We start from the raw sequence: 20,676 nt of genomic DNA, 5'->3' as shown, positions 1-20,676 counted from the left end.
AGGTCTGTTAAATTCAGCCTCACTTACTTTTAAGATTTATTTAAAAATACCCTTACGCAATTAGTACATAAATCATTAACGCTAAACTTATTATAAGATTTATTATCATACCTACATTTAACCAAGTTTCACTTAATATATGACCTTTTTCAATGGTCACTTCACCAGGCAGTAGCGATGTCTTTTTAAAATCTTTAATAAATAAAATTAATCCAGCTATTACAAATACCCATACTACTATACCAAAAATCATTGTAGCAATAGTACTATTAAGCACTTGTGTACCTATGACGCTTCCCATCATATTAATCATAATATGAAGTCCAATGGAATATTTAATTGTTCCTGTCTTTAAAGTAACATAAGCAAATATCATTCCAAGGCCTACAGCATAAAAAAACTGTGAAAAATTCTCATGGAACAAACCAAATAATAAAGCAGTAGTTATTATTGCTATTTTATCTCCATAAGTCCTAAGCTTATTAAGCATTACCCCTCTAAATAGAACTTCTTCAATTATTGGTGATAATATTCCAGCAAAAATTATGGTAGCCCAAATACTGCTATTAGAAAGAACACTTTCTAATGGGTTTACCACATCTGCTTCTTTAAAATTTCCTACTATCCATAGAAATCCCGTAGTAAATAAATTTAATAATACCATTATAAAATATGAAATTAAAAAGAACTTAATAAAGCCACCAAAGGTTAAATTTTCTTCCTCTCTCTTCTGTCCATCTGGAATACTTTTAAGTATTAAACAGCATATAGGAAATCCTATTAAGTAAAAACTTACCGCTATAAGTAAATATCTAAACCAACCATTAGTTTCAAATACAGGATTCACTTTATTAAATATTGTAATTATAATCATTTGAGCCAAATTAACCACAACACCAAGTACAGCTGCCGCTAATCCAACTCTACTAAATACACTTTTAACACTTACATTTGTTTTTAACTCCAAATTCATTTTATTCACCCCTTATTTCTTTATAAATATATTTGTATTGCATTTTAATTATTACCATTTACTGTATATAATAACCAATGATAATCTCCTAATAAAAAATAAGAAATATATTAAAAGCTTTTAACATATTTCTTAATCAGAACTCATATACTACCTTTTATTACTTTACATTTATATTTAATATTATTTCTTTAATAATGACTCCACTGCTATTACAATAACTTAAGGATACAATATGCATAATATAATAACTGCTATAATTGCAATTATTATGATAAGTTTATCTTTTATCTTCATTTTATAGCACCTGCACTTTATTACACCTTTTATATATCTCTATACTATGAAGATTTTCATTTATCCGTTAATATTTTCTATATAACAACATAACTTTTAAGCACAGACATATTCCCCTGTATCTTATATTCCTCTAAATTGGCTGGAATAAAAAAGCTATCTCCACATTTTATTTCACTTACTACACCATTTCCAATTATAATGCCCTTTCCTTCCACACAAGTAATAATGTGAAATCTTTCTTTTTCACCAATATCTTTATATTCACTTTCTACTTTAATTTTAACAGCAGCAAAATACTTATTTTCACATAGTTTTGATATACTATAACCGTTACAATTCGTAAATCTAGTATTACTTAAATTTTCTGCTTGTAATGAAAAATTTATAACATCCATGGCCTTTGCTATATGGAGTTTTCTTGGCCTACCATAATCATAAACTCTATAAGTAATATCACTGTTTTGCTGTATTTCCAAAATTATCATTCCACTACCAATGGCATGTATCATTCCACTATTAATTAAGAAAACATCGCCTTTTTTCACCTCTATATAATTTAAAAGTTCCTCACATTTATTTTCCATCACAGCCTTGTAAAATCTTTCTTTATTACAAGGTTTAGTGCCTGCTACAAGTTTAGCTCCAGGCTTTGCATCAATAACATACCAAACTTCTGTCTTTCCATAATCATTTTCATTTTCTAGCGCATATTTATCATCAGGATGTACTTGAACTGATAGATTTTCTCTTGAATTAATAAGCTTAACTAATAAAGGAAATCTCTCTTCACTGATTTTACTGCCTATAATAGCATGTCCATATTCATTAATTATTTCATCAAATCTTCTACCTTTAAATTCACCGTTTTCAACAATACTGATGCCATTTTTATGACAAGCTATATCCCAGCTCTCTCCAATATTTCCTTGTGGAAGATTATCTCTAAAGGCTGTAAAATCTCTTCCGCCCCATATTTTTTCATAATATAAATTTTTAAATTTTATTGGGTAAATATTTATACACCTCTCAATATATATCCTTTCAAAATTAAAATATACTAATGCCTTGCTATTTATGACATTAAAGTATTATTACATTTATTACTACTTTTTATAAAGTATATATTTTTCTTCACTCCAAATACTAATAATATTATCAATAATTGAAAGGGTGATTAATTTTATGACAGAAAAAAACAAACCTTATTTACCTCATTTAAGAAGTTGGTATGAACCTTCTAAGGAAAGCTTAATAAGTAAATCTCCTGAAGGAATAGATACTATTTTGCCTAATCCAGTGGAAGATCCTATCGTAGCAAATAATATTTCATACATGGAATTTGATTATACTAATAGCCCTATGTTAGATGATTATGATGATGAACTAGAATAGGCAATAGTTGAAAGGAGACTGTTATGAGTAAAAATAATAAAAAGCAACATAGAACTGATGGTGTATTTAATTCTAATAATGAAACTTATGCTGTACCACAAACCAGTAGAAATACACCACTAAGTGATTATAAATTTACTGACTTAGAAAAAATAGAAAGAGAATCTAAACAAAATAATAAATATTAAGTATTATAAAGAAATATTTTACCTTCCATAAGAAAAAGGCCACTAAATAATTAGTGGTCTTTCTTAAAAGAAAACTTTTATTTCATTTTTACCAGGAGTTTTTGGAATTATATCATCATCTAACAAATTATTATTTAATATAATTTCTATTTTACTTCTATCTTTATTTTCAATATTATTATTTTTTCTTTTAACAACAATATGATATTCGCCAACATCATCTTTTATATTTATTTCATATTCATTCCATGAATCAGGTACACATGGTGTAATTTTATATCCTTTATTTTGAATTCTTTTTAATCCTAGAATATTTTCTAATCCTACTTTATACATCCATCCAGAAGCGCCAGTATACCAACTCCATCCCCCTCTTCCTCCATGTGGCTCTCTTAAGTATATATCTGCTGCCATTACATAAGGTTCAATTTTATAATTATTAGCACTAATTTTATTACTAGAATGATTAATAGGATTAATCATATTATAATATTTCCATGCTTTATTTCCATCGCCAAGTAATGTCCATGCAAGTATAACCCAAGTAGCTGCATGGGTATATTGACCACCATTTTCTCTCACACCTGGAACATATCCTTTTATATATCCTGGTTCCAGTTTACTATTATTAAATGGAGGTGCTAACAGTAAAATAATACCCTTTTCTTCATTTAATAAATACCTATCAACTGACCTCATAGCTTCTAATGCTCTGCTTTTTTTAGCGGCTCCAGAAATAACAGACCAGCTTTGTGGTAATGAATCAATTTTACATTCATCATTTTCTCTACTACCTAAAGCGGTGCCATCATCAAAAAAGGCTCTTTTATACCAGCCTCCATCCCAAGCATTCTTTTCAATGTTTTCTTGAATAAACTCTTTATACTTGCCATATTCTATACTTTTTTTATCATCCTTTACATATTCACACAACAAGATAAAATCATCTAGAATCTTATATAAGAAATAAGCCAACCATACACTTTCACCTTTTCCGCCATTTCCTACGGTATTCATTCCATCATTCCAATCACCACTACCCATTAGAGGTAAATTGTTTTCTCCGAATTTTAATGCCCTATCAATTGCTTTAATGCAATGCTGATAAATTGTTCCCTCACTATTACTACTATTAACTATAGTATACCTTTCATCTTCACCTTCTCTTAAAGGTTCATCTTCAAGGTATGGCACTTTTTCATTTAAGATGGAATAATCTCCAGTGGATTTTATGTAATCAATAGTCACATAAGGAAGCCATAATAAATCATCACTGAATTTAGTTCTTATACCACTCATTATTACTGGATGCCACCAATGTTGGACATCGCCTTCCTTATACTGCCTGCTGGCACTTCTTAGTATTTGTTTTCTAGTAATTTCTGAATCTAAAATTCCTAATGACATAGAGTCTTGAAGCTGATCTCTAAAGCCATATGCTCCACCACTTTGATAAAAAGCTGTTCTTGCTAAATATCTACAACTTAAAGTTTGATAAATAAGCCATCCATTTAATAAATAATTCATGGATGAATCTGGAGTTTTAACTTTTACTTTACCTAAAAAATCATTCCAATACTTTTTAACATTATTAAGCTCTTCATCGCATTTATTAATATCGCTATAGTAATTTATAAAGCCTTTAACAGTGCTTAATTCTTCCTCACATCCTAACATTATTATCAAGCTCTTTTGCTCACCTGGCTCTAAATATACTTTTGTACATGCAGCTAGACAAGGGTCATAAATTCCTCCACATGTATTAGATAAATTGTCATTACTTAAAGCTTTAGGAGTACTTAAATCTCTTCCCTTTCCAATAAACTCATTTTTATCACCAGTAAATGTTAGACCTTCACCACCTAAAATAGTTAAATAGGTTTTATCTTTATAAAAATACTTATTAAAAGGATTTTGGGCATAAATGAAGTTTTCTTCTATATCAGTGCTAATATATTTGGTACTTTTATAGCTATAAACTCCAAGTACCATTGAGCTGTAGTAAAATAGAGTCAGTCCTTTACCCTCCGATGATTTGTTCTCAAGAAGTACTTTACATAGCTTTAATTTCTTATTTTTAGGGCAGAACATTTTAAGTTGACCCGTTATATTATTTGCAGTATGTTTGAAAATAGAATATCCGAAGCCATGCTCAATATCATATTCATCTTCATCTCTAACAGGTTCTGGTGTGATACTGAAATACTTTCCTGCACCATCATCTCTTATATATAAAGCTTCACTCAAAGGATCTACAACCCAATCATTACTCCAAGAAGTTAGCTTGTTTTCTCTGCTGTTTTTACACCAAGTATAAGCTGAACCACTCTCGGAAACATGGAACCCAAAATCCTCGTTGGAAATGACGTTAATCCATGGAGCTGGAGTGGTAAGAAAATTCTTTAGCTTAATCTTATAGCTCATGGAATTATTATCAAAACCTCCATATCCATTAAAGAAGTATAAATCTTCTTCAGTAACATCATCTCCTATTAATGTTTTTCCCATATTATACTTGAAATTATTCATGCTATTTAAATTTTTTATATATTTTTTATCTTTATTTTTATAAAAGGAAATTTCTTCATCCATTAGTTCCTTATGTCTTATATAATTTTTTCTTCTATCATTAATATTATTAGAGAATTGCTCCATAAGAGCACCATTATTACTATTAATATATAGTGATGCTATTCCCTTTAAAAAGTTAAGTATATCCTCATTCATTGTAGATTTATTATGAATGAATACCCCACCATTTTTATTTAGATTGTCTTTTTGTAAAGAATTTTTTAAATATGTAATAATAGATTTTTGTAAAGGCTCTTCATAAGAACTTGCCTCTTCATTATAAATAATTAAATCACTTTTAAGTCCAAGCACCTTCCAATAATAGTGCATATTAACCACTTGTCGTAATATATTCATATCCTCATCTTTATCTATGACCAAAAGCACTATTGGTAAATCTCCTGAAATGCCAAAGGGCCATAAATCCTCTTGGCTATGGTGTATATTTTTGATATATTCTTCCCTATCTTTTCTTTCTTCATTTAAGTATAAGATAAGGTTGCTAAAACTTTGATATAAATTAGCTTGTAATGACTTTATGCCTATATATTTTATCTCTAAAGCAGTATAATGGGTAAATTCACCTCTACACCTTTGAATATATTTAACTTTTGAGTATTTTTCACTTAATAAAAGAACATCTTTTTTACTTCCTCCATAACCAGTAACAAAGTATACTGCTTTTTCTTCACCTGGTTCAATTCTCAATGAACATCTTAAAGATAATATTGGATCTAGTACTGTTCCTACAGTATTAATTAATGGAGCATCGTCATCCATTACCTTAGGAAATCTTAAGTTTCTGTTTCTTCCTATAAAATTCAACCGTGATGTCTCATAAGTTATTGCACCTTCAAACTCATCTTCACATGTAACTCTTTGAAATATCCATGGTGATGAATCTCCTTTGGCTCTTGCTCTTCTATTGGCTAATAATGTCTTACTATCTTCATCATAATCTGTACTTATAAATAAGTTTGAAAAACTAGGATGAACCATATCTGCTTCAAATGATGTTAATGTTACTTCCATATAGCTTGTTATTTCTATACTTCTACCTTTGTTTCCTATATTTTTTAATATAATCTTTCTTATTTCAACATCATCTTCCGGTGATAATGTTACTTCATATCTACTATCAATACTTGCATTTACACCATGAAAGCATGCTCTATCCAAATAAAATTCTATATCTTCCACATAAGGGGTCTTTGTTGGTTCATAGGTTGCACTCCAGAATTCATTGGAATTAAGATTCTTTATATAAAAGAACATTCCATTATTATCTGTTGTACTTTCACCTTTCCATCTATACATCATCATATTTTCTTTTTTAGAATATCCTGTGCCTAAACTACTTATCATTGTGGAATAACTACCATTTGATAAAAGCAATACATCTTTATTTTCGTATTCATTACCTTCAATAATTCTTGGTATGAAGTTTTCATGTTCCATTGATACCTTCTTAGCTGTAAGATCTACTAATCTTTCAAAGGTTACTCTTTCAGGTACTTTTTCTTGTAGCAATAATTCTGTTGCCTTAACTTCAGGAATACTATGAAATATATTTTGTAGTATTTTATTATTTAAGGCATTATCTAAAGCCATAAAAGACATCCCTAGATGATGTACCATATAGCATCTTACATATTCACCACTAAAGCCATCTACTACATTTTCTTTTATATAATCTATAGCTTCTATAAAACCATATCTGCCGTAAGTGTTTTTATTCTTTATAGCCTTTAAGTTTTCTATTGATTTGTGCTTTATATATGGCAAAGTCATAATTGTAGAATATGGTGAAATAACTACTTCATCTTCCAATCCTCTTTTTAAACCTATTCCAGGAACTCCAAAGGCCTTATACTGATAGTTCTTATCCACATCAAAGAAATAATAAGCTGATTCAGATATTCCCCATGGTACATGTTTTTCCTTTGCATAATTTATTTGTGCATTTATAACTCCATCATAAGTTAAATTCCAAATAGTATCCTTATAGCATTTCATTATCTGATAAGGCATAAAATACTCAAACATAGTTCCACTCCAAGATGCCAATGCCTTACTATTAAATGCATTAGTTAAATTTCTGCTTAACTTATACCAATGCTCCTTTGGCACTATCCCTCTTGCTATTGCTATAAATGAAGTTGCCCTTGATTCAGATGCTAATAAATCATAATATGAATTTCCCAATGATTGTTCTTCTATGTTATATCCAATGGAAAAAAGTCCTCTATCTTCGTTATATAATGGTTTAAAGTCCATTTCATTCATTATTTTATCTATCTTTTTAATTAAATCATTAATGGTATTTTTAATTTCTATAAATTTATTTATCTTCCCATTTAATATTTCACTATATTCATCACCAGATGAGCTCTTTAAATCTTTTAAAAATGATATCAACTCATTGAGAGAAAGAGCTCTTTTATCATTACCTATAGTGACTAACAGTTTTTCTATTCCATCATAAGTATAATTATAAAAAGCTAATTTATTTTCTATATTATTCCTTTGCTTTTTAAGCCAATATATTATTTCTTCATTATTTTCTTTGTTTAACATTACCTCATCTAAACTTTTATTTATCAGTAATAATTGTTCCTCTAATATGGATTTATAATTACTTATTTTCACATCATCACTTTTTACAGTCTTTAAAGCATATCCCTCTTCTTCAAGAATTCCATATATATCATTTAAACTTATTACTTCATCAATTCTAATGATTGATTTATTCTTTATATCCTCAATTTCCTTTTTTACTATCCATAGATATCCTAAAAGATTACCTGAATCAACAGTTGATACATATCTAGGCCATAAAGGTGCTTTAGTAAGGGTATTATACCAATTTAAATAATGTCCCTTATACTTTTCTAAGGTTTCCATTGAATCCAATGAATCCTTTATACGCTTTATAGTTTCACCTAATGTTATATATGATAAGTGATAAGCAATTATATTAGATATTAATGCCATCCCCATATTAGTGGGAGATGTTCTAAATGCCACTCCTTTATATGGCACTTCTTGAAAGTTATCTGGCGCTAGATAATTATTTTGTTTATTGACGAAGTCTTCATAATAACTCCATATACGTCTGCTTAAAATTCTTAGCTCTGCTTCTTCTTCATCTGTAAATTCTTCTTCATCTTCATGTAAAATAATTGATATTTTAAATGCTAATAATGGAGCTATTGCCCATAAAGCTATAGGAACTAGATTAAAAAGGATAATTCCTCTGCCATATGTTATGGTGATTATTAATAATAAAACTGCCATCAATGGTGAAATCCACATTCTCTTATAATAAGCTGAAAGTGAATTTTCAACTTCATTTTCCACTTGCTCTGCTGTCTTCCATTGAAGAAGATTTTTCTTAGATATAAAAAGCCTATACAAAGCTTTACTTATGGCATTAATCATTATATATGACTGATAAGGTATAAAGCTGAAAATTAATAATACCTGCTTTAAATTCTTTATGGTACCATTTATTTTATTTTTAGGTGTAACTACAAAATCTACTACTATAAAGATAAACGGTAATAATAAGGCAATATATATAAGCACCATTACTTGACATTGTATCTTAAAGATAATTGGCGTTAATAAGATTGCTATAAGCAAACTTGGTGCTAATAAGCTTCTCCTTAAGTTATCAAATATCTTCCACCTTGATAATAATGATATTTTTTTACAGTTAATCCAAGAAGCAATTTGCCAATCGCCCCTTACCCATCTATGTAGTCTTTGACAACTTGCTTCATAAGAAGATGGATAGCCTTCCATAACTTCAATATCTGATACTAATGCTGTTCTACCAAAAGCACCTTCCAATAAATCATGGGAAAGTATTCTATTTTCCGGAATTTCTTTATTAACTAAATTGTGAAAAACATCTATATTTAATATACCTTTTCCTACAAAAACTCCTTCATTAAATACATCTTGGTAGAGATCAAAAGTAGCTGTAGAATAACCATCAATTCCAGCTTTATCTGCAAAAATATTAACAAATTGACTTCTTTGCTTTATATCCATCTTTATGCCTATTTTAGGCTGCATTACACCATATCCTCTAATAACTCTTTCATCTTTTATTATTGGTGAATTTAATATATGGCACATCTTACCTATGAGCTCTTTTGCAGCTCCCATTGGTAACACAGTGTCTTCATCTAAAGTTATTATATATTTTGATTTCTTTAACTCACTTATATCACTGCTAATTACGTTATATGTATTAACATCATCTCTTAGTAAATTAATGAACTCTTCAATCTTTCCCCTTTTTCTCTCACGACCCATATATACTTTTTCCTTTTCGTTATATAGCCTTTTCCTATTGAAAAAGAAAAAATGCTCATTGCTATTTCTAAAATACTTTTTATTAAGTGTTTTTATTTCTTTTAAAGCATACTCATTTATAGCGTTATCATCTTCATTACTTTCCTTATCACTATCTTTTAAATCACCTAATACAGCAAAAAATATATTGTCATCTCTATTAGCTAAATAGTATATCTCCAAATCCTCAATAAGTTTTTTAACCTTCTTTTTACCACTTGCTATGGCTGCAATTATTACCACAGTTCTATTTTCTTCACCAACACCTAAGGATAAGTCCATTTCAGGCACCACTTTTACACTTTTACCGTTACTTATACTTCTATTAGCTATAAGAGTACTTATTTCACTAGATGGAATGAGCAATATTATACTTTGAAGTATTAACATAAGTATATTTCTCTTTCCTCCTAATGCTATATTTAAAGCTATAAATATAGCACTTATGCTTATAGTTACAATTGCAATATAAGTTATATATTGCTTACTACTAATTTCACCATGGCATACTTCTTTTCCTTTTAATTGACTTAATAATTCATAAACACCTTCATCTACTAAATAATAGCCAACATGTGTTTTATAACTTTCTTGAATTTCTTCTCGTGCAGCAAGAAATAATGCTTTTTTTACAATATCAATTTCTCTTAAATCAAACTTACGAGATATTTCTTCAATCTTATGCCTATAGCTATCCTTAGTGGAATAGCTCATATTAGCATATACTTCTGCAGGATCCCTTTTTAAGAATTGTTCTATTACAGAAGTCCTATCAAAGAACTTCCTCCAATCTATTGCATCTATATTTCGTAATGAACTTATGATGCTTCCTATGGAATTTTCAATGGTACCTTGCCTTAAGTTCTCCTTTAATATAAGTTTATCAAGACTTATATCCTCTGTTTTTCTTTCCATTCTATCTAAAATAAAATCATATATATCCTTATTATCTATGGAATTATCCTTTAATATTGTAAAAATCCTATCTACAAATTCTATGGAAAAAAGCCCATCATGTAATGAAATATCATCTCCATTATACTTATCATCTATATTCTTATATTCTCTTTTTACTGTATATTTCTTTGATAATTTATTTAAAAATTCATTAACATTATTATTATTTTCTGCATCAATAAATTCATAAGCTAATTTCTTAGCTGCATTTCTCTGCTTTTGTATTACCACCACATTGTTAGTGACTTGTGCCAATAAGATAATTAATGCTACTCTTACCATTAATGGAAAGGCCCATAATTCACCCATGGTTAAATTGATGTTACTTTTCCTTATATATCGCTCCATACTTTCTTCATCTATTATCAATGAATTTTCATATACATATTTCTTAGCCATTTCATAAGTTGTTATATCAATATTATCTAAATAGCCATTTGGAATATTAAACTTAATATTTTTATATTCTTTTTCTATAAGATATATATTATCCAATAACCATTCAGCTGAAGGTATTATTTCTTCTCTCTTCTTTGATAAAGAATTAATATATTTATGATTATTTAAAATTCCTTTAAAGGCATCTTTTAATTCTTGATATATTACCTTTCTACTTTCAACATGGCTTGTTTTTTCCATTTCCTTTTCCTCCTAAGTTAAAAATAGTTAAACCTAAGCAATGATGTTATTATTCCCTTTTATTTGATATTAATTCTTATAATTAAAGCCTACTGAAAACCAAGTTAAATATCTATTAATATACTTTGTTGAAATCCCTCTAAATCTATGTATCCAATTAAGCTGTTTCATATAATATGTAATAATATTATTACTTTTAGTTATTGTATTTCTCTCTTTATTGGCTTTATTATGTTTTCTAGCTGCTGCTAAAAATCCTCTATCTAAATAAGCATCTATATGCGCATCATCACTTATCTTATTTTTAATTACCTTTTCTACATCTCTTTGATCGCATGGAACATTGCCTATAATCTGAGAAAAGGATTTATTGTTATTATCTAGTGCTGACATTATTACTATTTTTCCTTTATGAGTTCTCTGCCTTACCCTAACCCCTTTATTATTTTCATTAAACATGGTCTTTATTATTTCCACATTACCATCTAGCCTTATAGCTTCATTTATTTTATGTATGGCTTTTAAAATCTTATGTCTCCAATAAAATGATGTGCTGAGACTGATATTAACTTTATCTGCACATTGTCTTAAATTGCTATTTAAATCCATAAGCCTCATGTATTTATGCCAATGCTCCATACCTTTTTTAGAATATCTCCAAGGTGATTCAGTTCTATTAGAAAATGTCCTTAAACAATTATGATTTTTACATTTATATCTTTGAATACCATTAAACTTGCCATATTTAATAAAATGATTACTTTTGCAATATGGGCATTCCTTTATTTCTATTTCATTCTCTAATTCAATAATGCTATTCATAAAATATCACTCCTCTTTGTTAGAACTTATGTTCTTTTGAATTCTTGACTAACTTTTTATTATTTATTCATTATTTTTTAAATTTTTTCTTATGGTCTTGTCTTCTTATATCTCCTTTTAACTCTCTGCTTCTGTTTTTAATAAATGTTGCTAGAATTTCTTAAACTATAAACTTTCACTGAATCAGCTCCTGCTTTTCTGTTATTAGAAAATGTTGTTATTATAAGTAAGATCGTGCTTTATCTAATTCATTTATTGGAGTGTTTCTGTTCTTTGAAAATATTGCTGTAGATTATAATTTTTTTAGCTTAAATATATTTAAAGATTAAACTGAAAATTCTGTTCCTTGAAAATGTTGTTTTTGATAACAAAGTTATTAGTTTATGCATATTGAACTGAAAAATTCTGTTTTGAGAAAATGTTGTTTAAATTGATATAGGTATGGAATAATTTAAAGATAGAGATATCTAAATATAAAATCTAATGTTGTAGCTATTTTCTCTATATAAAAAATGCTGTTAAACAATTGATGCTTAACAACATTTTATAAAAACAGACCGTTATATTAGGCGATAAACCTAATCCTTATATTATATTTATATTTAAATCTAAGACATAATACATATATATTTTTTCACATGTTGTAATAAAATCGTCAATTGTCTTATTGGTCATGTTATATTCAAATTCACTTCGTCTAAAGTCTTCACTTAAATCGTAATAATTGTTCATTGGTGGGGTGACAATAATATTTTTTCCATTAAAGCATTCAAAAGAATATTCTTTTTCACTTATCCTCATGATTATCTTATAAGGCATAATAGGACTAATTATTGATATTTCTTTCTTATTGTAATTATAATCTCTTGCACTCATACACATCTGACTCACACTCCTTTATATAAATATACTTAAAAAATATGTTAATAATGACTATAAAATGTTATCTTAACAACATTTATTGAAAACAGATATGTACATGTAAATTATTATTTTTGAAAGCAGATTTTAAATAAAACTTTGTCGAAAGTTTTGGAATTTTTTTATCTTGTCCGTAGGTATAATTTTTAAAATTTACGTAATACTTTGAAATATGTTGTACAGCAAATTAAATTTATATGTTAAATAAGGAGAATACATATTTATGATTAATATTGAAAAAAATCTTGATCCAAAACTAATGACTACTAAACATAATAAAAAGAAGTCTGCTTTTACTTTAATTGAGCTTATAGTGGTTATTGCTATCATTGCCATATTAGCCGCTGCTTTAACACCTTCTTTTACAGGCTACATAAAGGAATCTAGGAAAGTTGCTGTAATTAATCAAGCAAAAAATGTCGTTACTGCCTATGAATCAGTTAACGCTAAAACTACTAGCAATATTTCTAAAGATCAATCTGTTTCATCTTTTATCTCCTCTTATGGTGGAGATTTAATTACTGCTAAAGATTTAAAGAATATTGATATTAGTAATATTACTGTAGATGATTGCTTTAAAGCTATAGATAGTGATAAATATACTTTTAAATTAAGTGATGATAATATGTTGGTTAGTTCTCCAACTGAACTCCCTACGTCTACTTCTTCTGCTGAATAATTTCATATAAAAAAAGGAACCCCTCAAAAATCTAGGGATTCCTTTTTATAAATTCTTATAGCGAGAAGAACTCAGTAAATGCTTTTATTGTGTACGCATTGTCTTTTACTGTTGCCAGTTCTCTTATTGAGTGCATTCCAATAAGTGGTGCTCCCATATCTATTACTGGTATTGTTAAGTTTGCTGCTGTAACAGGACCTATTGTAGTTCCTCCTCTTAAATCTGATCTATTAACAAACTTTTGGAATGGAACGTTAGCTGACTTACATACTTCGGCAAATACAGCTCCGTTAAAGCTATCTGTGCTATAGCTTCCTGATGCTGCTATCTTTAACACAGGACCACCTTCTAATACAGGTCTATTTGTTGGATCTGCTTTATCTCCAAGGTTTGGATGAACAGCATGAGCTAAATCAGCAGAAATCATTATTGAGTTTGATAATGCTCTGTAATACTCTTCTCTACTCTTACCAAGTCCCATAGTAAGTCTTTCTAATAAGTTATTTAATAATGTTGAATTAGCACCTTGAGCACTTAAACTTCCTATTTCTTCATTATCTACACATACTAATACTTTAGTTGCTGAATTATCTCTGCTATCTAGTAATGCTACTAAACCTGCATATACCATCCATAAATCATCAAGTCTTCCTGAAGAAATCATTTCTTCATTAATTCCTATTAATGATCCTTTTTCATATTCATATGGCATAAGTTCGAAATGTAATATATCTTCTTTATTTACATTAAGCTCTGCTGCTAATATATCCATTAAGTAATCTTTGTTTTCTAATTTTTCATTGATTAAACCTAATAATGGTAATGTATCAACTTGCTTGTTATACTTATAACCATCATTTACTTCTCTATTCATATGAATAGCTATATTCGGTATTATCATTATTGGTTTATTTATATTAACTAATCTTGTTTCTGGTTTTAATGGAGATACTCCTTTTATAGCAACCTTTCCAGCTAAAGCTAAAGGTCTATCATACCAAGTACTGATTATTGGACCTCCATACATTTCAGTGTTAAGCTTAACATATTTTCCTTCTGATATCATTTGAGGATTTGGTTTAACTCTAAAGCCAGGTGCATCTGTATGTGCTCCTATTAATCTTAATCCTGTTTCTTCTATGTTTTCATCACCTACTACAAAAGCCATAATAGAAGAATCATTTTTTATCACATAGTATTTATCTCTACTTTTTAAATCCCACTTATCACTTTCTTTAATTTCTTTAAACCGATTTTCATCTAAGATCTTTTTAACAGTTTCTACGGCATGAAATGCTGTTGGACTGTCATATATAAAATCTAGTAAATCTTTTGCTTGTTTTCTTTCCATATATTTCGAACCCCTTTTTTTATTTACTTGGATATACTTTATAATATAAACCATTTTAATTTATTCCACAATATAGGAAATTATAATAAAGCTTGTACTTTTTAACCATTTAATGTAGTTTAATATTATATTAATAATAAATCTAAAAGTGGAGTGTGATTTATGTTATCAAATTTTCTAATCAAAAAATTTATTAAGAACAATGATGATATTAATGATAACAAAGTTAGAATTGCCTACGGAAACTTAGGTGGAACAGTAGGAATCATTATAAATACATTACTGTTCCTTATTAAATTATTCGTGGGACTATTTGCAGGATCTATTGCTATCATTGCTGATGCATTTAACAACTTATCAGATGCAGCTTCATCTATAATAACTATTATAGGATTTAAGATGGCCAATAAGCCTGCTGATGCCGAGCATCCTTTTGGTCATGGAAGAATTGAGTATCTTTCAGCTCTTGTAGTTTCCTTCATGGTTATGCTGGTAGGATTTCAATTTGTGAAAACTTCTTTTTCTAAAATATTAAATCCAGAAGCAGTAACATTTGAAATTGTGCCTTTTATACTTTTATTAATATCCATAGGATTTAAAATATGGCTTTCAAAGTTTAATAAGGATTTAGGCAACAAGATTAATTCATCAGCCCTTAAAGCTGCTGGAACCGATGCTTTAGGCGATGTATTTACTTCTACCACTGTTGTGATTTCCTTCTTTGCTTCAAACTTTACTAGCTTCCCTATCGATGGATATATTGGTGTTTTAGTTGCTATTATAATTATTTATTCAGGCTTCAGCTTGATAAAGGAAACTATCAGTCCTCTTCTAGGTGAAGCACCTGATGCTGAATTAGTTCAGCAGATAAATGATATGGTTTTATCTTATGAACATATTTCTGGAGTACATGATTTAATAATTCACAATTACGGACCAGGAAGGATTATGGCTTCAATTCATGCAGAAATTCCAGCTGATATAAATATTATGACAATCCATAATATTATTGATCGTGCTGAAAGGGAAATATCTGAAAAGCTTGGAGTATACTTGGTGGTGCATATGGACCCTGTCTCTGTTGATACAGATGAAATATCATCCACAAGAAAATATATTGAAGAGGTATTAAAATCATACTCAATGGTTAAGTCTTATCACGATTTTAGAGTTATTGGTGATGAAAGACATAAAAATATTATCTTCGATGTGGTTGTAGATTCCAATGAATTTACTAATAAATTTCAATCTAATGACTTAAAGGAGTCCATAGAAAACTCAGTAAAGACGGGACATCCAACTTATAATTGCATAGTAACTATTGACCTACAGCTTCATTAAATAAGCATAATAAAAAGCTGGTATAAGTTTAATCTTTAAACTTATACTAGCTTCTTTTTTCAATTCTCTTTTAAATTATAGAAATATTGCTGTTGTTTATATTTTAAATAGGCAATATTATCTTTCATATTTCTTTTTTCATACCAATTAATAACTGCTGGCAATGCTAAAACAAAACCATTATTTATTAATTCCTTTAACTTATTTATTAAAGCAATTTCCTCCAATGATATTACATTATCATTGATTACTTCATCTAATTTCTTTTTTAAATAAATATATTTACACTTAGTAACTCCTATTTTCCTACCTGCAAGAGAAGTTTTAAAGGCCTCTTCATAAGTAGGTTCCTTATATAGATTACTATTATAAAGATAGTATGCTAAATTACCATAGCATTCTGAATTACCACATTCTATTCCACTTAAAAATAGCTGTACTATTTCTTCCTTATTAAACTTTATAATCCCTTCACAGCCTAATAACCCTTTAAAATTATAGGCAGTACCTTTATCTATTTCTTCTACTTCATTTAGTATTTCATAAGCCTTTTTACTATCAGATTCAATACCAATCCCTTTAAAGCAATAGTAAGCAAGCTTGCACTTTCCTTTTAATGCATCAACATCAATAAGCTTAAACACATAATAAAGTGCTTTTATCTCTTCATCTTTTCCTCCAATACCCTTTTCATAAATCTCTATGAGCTTTTCTATTGACTCTATATCATTTTTTTCTGCACTCTTTTCATACCACTTAATTGCTAAATCTATATCTTGTTTAACAAAATAACCTCTTAAATGCCATTCACCAAGCTTATTCATGGCCTTTATATATTCACTTTCTGCTGATAAGCTATAATAATAATATGCCTTTTCATTATCCTTCCTTACAGCTATACCTTTTTCATAAATATATCCATACTGAAAAATAGATTCTGTAAGACCATGTTCAGCTCCAAAGTTTATATATTCAAGGAGCTTTTGCTTATCTATAGTTTTTCCTTCATTAAATTCATTAAGACTAATAAAGGCTAAATATTCTGCAGCATAAGGTGATTTCAATTCATATGCACCTAAAAGAAGTTCCTTGGCGATTTCTTCAGTCTTTTCCTTAAATCTATTAAGTCTTAAATATGCTACACCTAAAACATACATAGCATGTGGAGCATTATTTTCTGCAGCAATTTCCATATATTCAATGGCTTTATTTAAATCACGACTGACTCCTTCACCATTATAATAAATTACTCCTAACTTTTGAGTGCATCTTAAATCTCCCAATTCATGGCCTTGCTCATAAAAGTTTATGGCTTGTTCAACTAAATTTTCTTCTTCATATATCTTTCCAACTTTAAAATATAGCTGAAAACTTCCATAATCAATGCTTATAGAATACAGTTCCAAAGCCTTTTTCTTATCCTTTTCTACATACAAGCCCTTCAAATACATATCTGCCAATGACTCAATACAATTTAAATCACAAGCTTCATATCCTTTGGTTAAATATTTAAAGGCCTTTTCATAATCCACCTCATAGCATATACCTTCTAAATATGATTTTCCTACTATATAATAAGCATCTTCATATCCATTTTCTGCAGCTCTTTCAATCCAGTAATATGCCTTAAAATTATCCTTATCACACCCTTCACCATTTTTATACATAAATGAAATGGCATATTGTGCTGCACCTAAATCCATTTCAGCACTCTTCTTATACCAATAAAAAGCCTTCTCATAGTTTTTATCTACACCTAATCCTAAGTAGTATATTCTTCCAAGCTGATAAAAGGCTGGTGAATATTCATTTTCTGCACTTTTTTGAAACCATATCATAGCAGCAGTATTATTTTTTTTAACGCCTCTACCATTGATATATAATAATCCTAAAGCATTTTGTGAAAAAGCATTACCTTTTAATGCTGCTTTATAGTACCAACCAAAAGCTGCTAGATAATTTTTTTCTATAGAATAACCTTTTTCATAAAATAATCCTAAATATGCCTCACCATATTCATCTCCACATTCTGCTGCCTTAAGGAAATACCGCATAGCTTTTTTATAGTCTTGTGGCACATCCTTACCAAAATAATATTTTTCTCCTTCTTCTACTAAAGCTGCTGCACGTATCTTTATATCTTCGTCTTCAAAATTATTAATACTATTTATTAAATTTTCAACATCATTTTTTTCATTGCTATACTTATCAAATACTTCTTTATATTCATCACTTAAATTTTCTTTTAAAAACTGATAATTTTCCTGTCCATAAGTTAATACAAGCCAAATTATTAGTTCATAAATTTTCTCAAAGTTTTCATCTGCCAATCTTTCTATCTCTATGTCATCATAAAAACAATCTTCTTTAGCATCAATTCTCTCTTCATATAGCTCAGCATTTTTTAATGCCTTAAGTAACATTTCTTCCACATATTCATCTACAAGCCTTGCTTCCCTTAAAAGCTTTATATTATCATAAATGCTTAAGCCCTTTTCATAATAAATTTCATTATTAAAATAAATATAATAAACTATATCTTTTAATAATTTTTTATGATTATTAAATACATTCCTTAGTTCCTTATTTTCAATAAAAATCTTCATATCATCATATAATTTTTTAAATTCTAACTCTAAAAAATTATATACAGTTTTCTTAGACATATTACCCTGCCTGCCATTAATCCTACTATTATTCTATTATAAAACATATAAAAAAGAACACTTATAAAATATAAGTGCTCTTTTATTGATACTATATACTCCCTCACCATAGAAAGTTTATAGTACCTTTGATAAGAATTCTTTTGTTCTTTCATTTTTTGGATTTGCAAAAAACTCCTCTGGCTTTCCGCTTTCTAGGATATTTCCTCCATCCATAAATACAATCCTATCACCAACTTCTTTAGCAAAGCCCATTTCATGAGTTACTACCACCATTGTCATTCCTTCACTAGCTAAATCCTTCATTACATTTAAAACTTCCCCAACCATTTCTGGATCTAACGCTGATGTCGGTTCATCAAATAACATCACATCTGGTTCCATAGCTAACGCTCTTGCTATGGCAATTCTTTGCTTTTGTCCCCCTGAAAGTTGTGCTGGATATGCATCCTTTTTATTTTCAAGCCCTACCTTTTCTAATAATCTTATTGCTTTTGCTTCTGCATCACTTTTCTTCATTTTTTTCACTTTAATTGGTGCTATAGTTATATTTTCTAATACTGTTTTATGTGGAAATAAATTAAATTGCTGAAAAACCATCCCCATTTTTTCCCTTAATTTATTTATATTCACTTTCTTATCAGTTATGTTTTTACCTTCAAAAATTATTTCTCCACCTGTAGGCTCCTCCAGTAAATTTAAACATCTTAAAAATGTACTTTTTCCTGAACCAGATGGCCCTATTACCACTACAACTTCACCTTTTTTTATATGCTCATTAACACCTTTAAGGACCTTATTTTTGCCAAAGCTCTTTTCAAGATTATTAACGTATATCACTTACCTTCATCCTCCTTTCAATTAAAGAAATAACCCTACCTAAAGTAAAAGTTAATATAAAGTAAAATCCTGCTGCCACTATTAAAGGCTCTAAAGATCTATATGTAGATCCTTGTACTATTTTTGCTGCATACATAAGCTCCCCAACACCAACAACTGAAGCCATTGATGATTCCTTAATTACTGCAACAAATTCATTTCCTATGGCTGGAAGTATATTTCTTACTGCTTGTGGTACTACAATAAGCATCATTGCAGTACTCTTTTTCATTCCTAAACTTCTTGCTGCTTCCATCTGCCCTTTATCAACAGCATCAATACCAGCTCTGACAATTTCAGAAACATAAGCTGCTGAATTTAAAGCTATAGCTACAAATGCTGCTTGCAAAGCACTTAAATCCATACCGAAGAAAGGCTCTGCCCCTGCATAAACTATAAATATTTGTAATATCATTGGTGTCCCTCTGATAATTTCTATATAAGCTACAGCAATTATTTTTAAAGGTTTGATCTTCCATATGTGAAAATTAGAACTCTTCATATAAAATAATAGCGAACCAAAAACAGCACCAAATAATACTGCTACAAAAGAAATTAATAATGTATATTTAATGCCTTTAAAATAATATGGCATATATTCTGCTATAAAGCTAAAATCTAAATTCATATTT

At 28.8% G+C, this 20,676-nt stretch carries 13 protein-coding genes; 4 read left to right on the top strand and 9 right to left on the bottom strand.

The annotated features are described in order from the left end of the window. Positions 1-52 precede the first annotated feature (52 nt). Together Q5O44_RS12170 and Q5O44_RS12165 are read right to left on the bottom strand one after the other, a co-directional pair. Positions 53-973, bottom strand: coding sequence for a CPBP family intramembrane glutamic endopeptidase (locus Q5O44_RS12170; RefSeq protein ID WP_022168703.1), 921 nt, complete (start codon positions 971-973; stop codon positions 53-55). A 374-nt stretch (positions 974-1,347) separates the two neighbouring features. Continuing rightward, a complete protein-coding gene (locus tag Q5O44_RS12165) occupies positions 1,348-2,286 on the bottom strand; it encodes a type I phosphomannose isomerase catalytic subunit (protein WP_302638014.1) in 939 nt (312 codons plus the stop codon). A gap of 169 nt (positions 2,287-2,455) precedes the next feature. Here Q5O44_RS12165 and Q5O44_RS12160 point away from each other — a divergent pair, with 169 nt between their 5' ends. Both Q5O44_RS12160 and Q5O44_RS12155 read left to right on the top strand, forming a co-directional pair. Beyond that, the gene (locus Q5O44_RS12160) at positions 2,456-2,665 is read left to right on the top strand and encodes a hypothetical protein (protein WP_022168701.1); all 210 of its coding nucleotides are present in this window, start codon (positions 2,456-2,458) and stop codon (positions 2,663-2,665) included. 23 nt (positions 2,666-2,688) lie between these two features. Beyond that, on the top strand, positions 2,689-2,853 hold the full coding sequence (locus tag Q5O44_RS12155) for a hypothetical protein (RefSeq protein WP_022168700.1): 165 nt from the start codon (positions 2,689-2,691) through the stop codon (positions 2,851-2,853). A 63-nt stretch (positions 2,854-2,916) separates the two neighbouring features. On the opposite strand, the gene Q5O44_RS12150 is transcribed toward Q5O44_RS12155, so the two are convergent. From Q5O44_RS12150 to Q5O44_RS12140, 3 genes are all read right to left on the bottom strand, one after another. Continuing rightward, positions 2,917-11,385, bottom strand: a complete 8,469-nt coding sequence (locus Q5O44_RS12150) for a GH36-type glycosyl hydrolase domain-containing protein (RefSeq protein ID WP_022168699.1) — start codon at positions 11,383-11,385, stop codon at positions 2,917-2,919. Between the two features lie 69 nt (positions 11,386-11,454). Continuing rightward, the gene (locus Q5O44_RS12145) at positions 11,455-12,207 is read right to left on the bottom strand and encodes an IS1595 family transposase (protein ID WP_022168698.1); all 753 of its coding nucleotides are present in this window, start codon (positions 12,205-12,207) and stop codon (positions 11,455-11,457) included. A gap of 585 nt (positions 12,208-12,792) precedes the next feature. Beyond that, a complete protein-coding gene (locus tag Q5O44_RS12140; protein WP_302637988.1) occupies positions 12,793-13,083 on the bottom strand; it encodes a hypothetical protein in 291 nt (96 codons plus the stop codon). A gap of 268 nt (positions 13,084-13,351) precedes the next feature. Here Q5O44_RS12140 and Q5O44_RS12135 point away from each other — a divergent pair, with 268 nt between their 5' ends. Further along, the gene (locus tag Q5O44_RS12135; protein WP_022168696.1) at positions 13,352-13,807 is read left to right on the top strand and encodes a prepilin-type N-terminal cleavage/methylation domain-containing protein; all 456 of its coding nucleotides are present in this window, start codon (positions 13,352-13,354) and stop codon (positions 13,805-13,807) included. A gap of 55 nt (positions 13,808-13,862) precedes the next feature. On the opposite strand, the gene Q5O44_RS12130 is transcribed toward Q5O44_RS12135, so the two are convergent. Continuing rightward, entirely contained in the window at positions 13,863-15,158 is a 1,296-nt protein-coding gene (locus Q5O44_RS12130; protein ID WP_022168695.1) for a M18 family aminopeptidase, read from the bottom strand. A 162-nt stretch (positions 15,159-15,320) separates the two neighbouring features. Here Q5O44_RS12130 and Q5O44_RS12125 point away from each other — a divergent pair, with 162 nt between their 5' ends. Then, a complete protein-coding gene (locus Q5O44_RS12125; RefSeq protein WP_022168694.1) occupies positions 15,321-16,499 on the top strand; it encodes a cation diffusion facilitator family transporter in 1,179 nt (392 codons plus the stop codon). A gap of 59 nt (positions 16,500-16,558) precedes the next feature. On the opposite strand, the gene Q5O44_RS12120 is transcribed toward Q5O44_RS12125, so the two are convergent. The 3 genes from Q5O44_RS12120 to Q5O44_RS12110 form a co-directional block, all read right to left on the bottom strand. Next, a complete protein-coding gene (locus Q5O44_RS12120) occupies positions 16,559-19,165 on the bottom strand; it encodes a tetratricopeptide repeat protein (RefSeq protein ID WP_022168693.1) in 2,607 nt (868 codons plus the stop codon). Between the two features lie 117 nt (positions 19,166-19,282). Further along, a complete protein-coding gene (locus tag Q5O44_RS12115; RefSeq protein ID WP_022168692.1) occupies positions 19,283-20,005 on the bottom strand; it encodes an amino acid ABC transporter ATP-binding protein in 723 nt (240 codons plus the stop codon). Further along, positions 19,992-20,672 (bottom strand): amino acid ABC transporter permease, encoded by a 681-nt coding sequence (locus Q5O44_RS12110; protein WP_022168691.1) that lies wholly within the window; start codon positions 20,670-20,672, stop codon positions 19,992-19,994. Before Q5O44_RS12110 ends, Q5O44_RS12115 begins: the two co-directional genes overlap by 14 nt. Positions 20,673-20,676 lie beyond the last annotated feature (4 nt).

Source organism: Clostridium sp. CAG:221, assembly GCA_000435835.1.
Taxonomy (GTDB): domain Bacteria; phylum Bacillota; class Clostridia; order Clostridiales; family Clostridiaceae; genus Clostridium.
The sequence above is the reverse complement of the archived record's forward strand: the minus strand, read 5'-3'. Positions and strand labels throughout refer to the sequence as shown.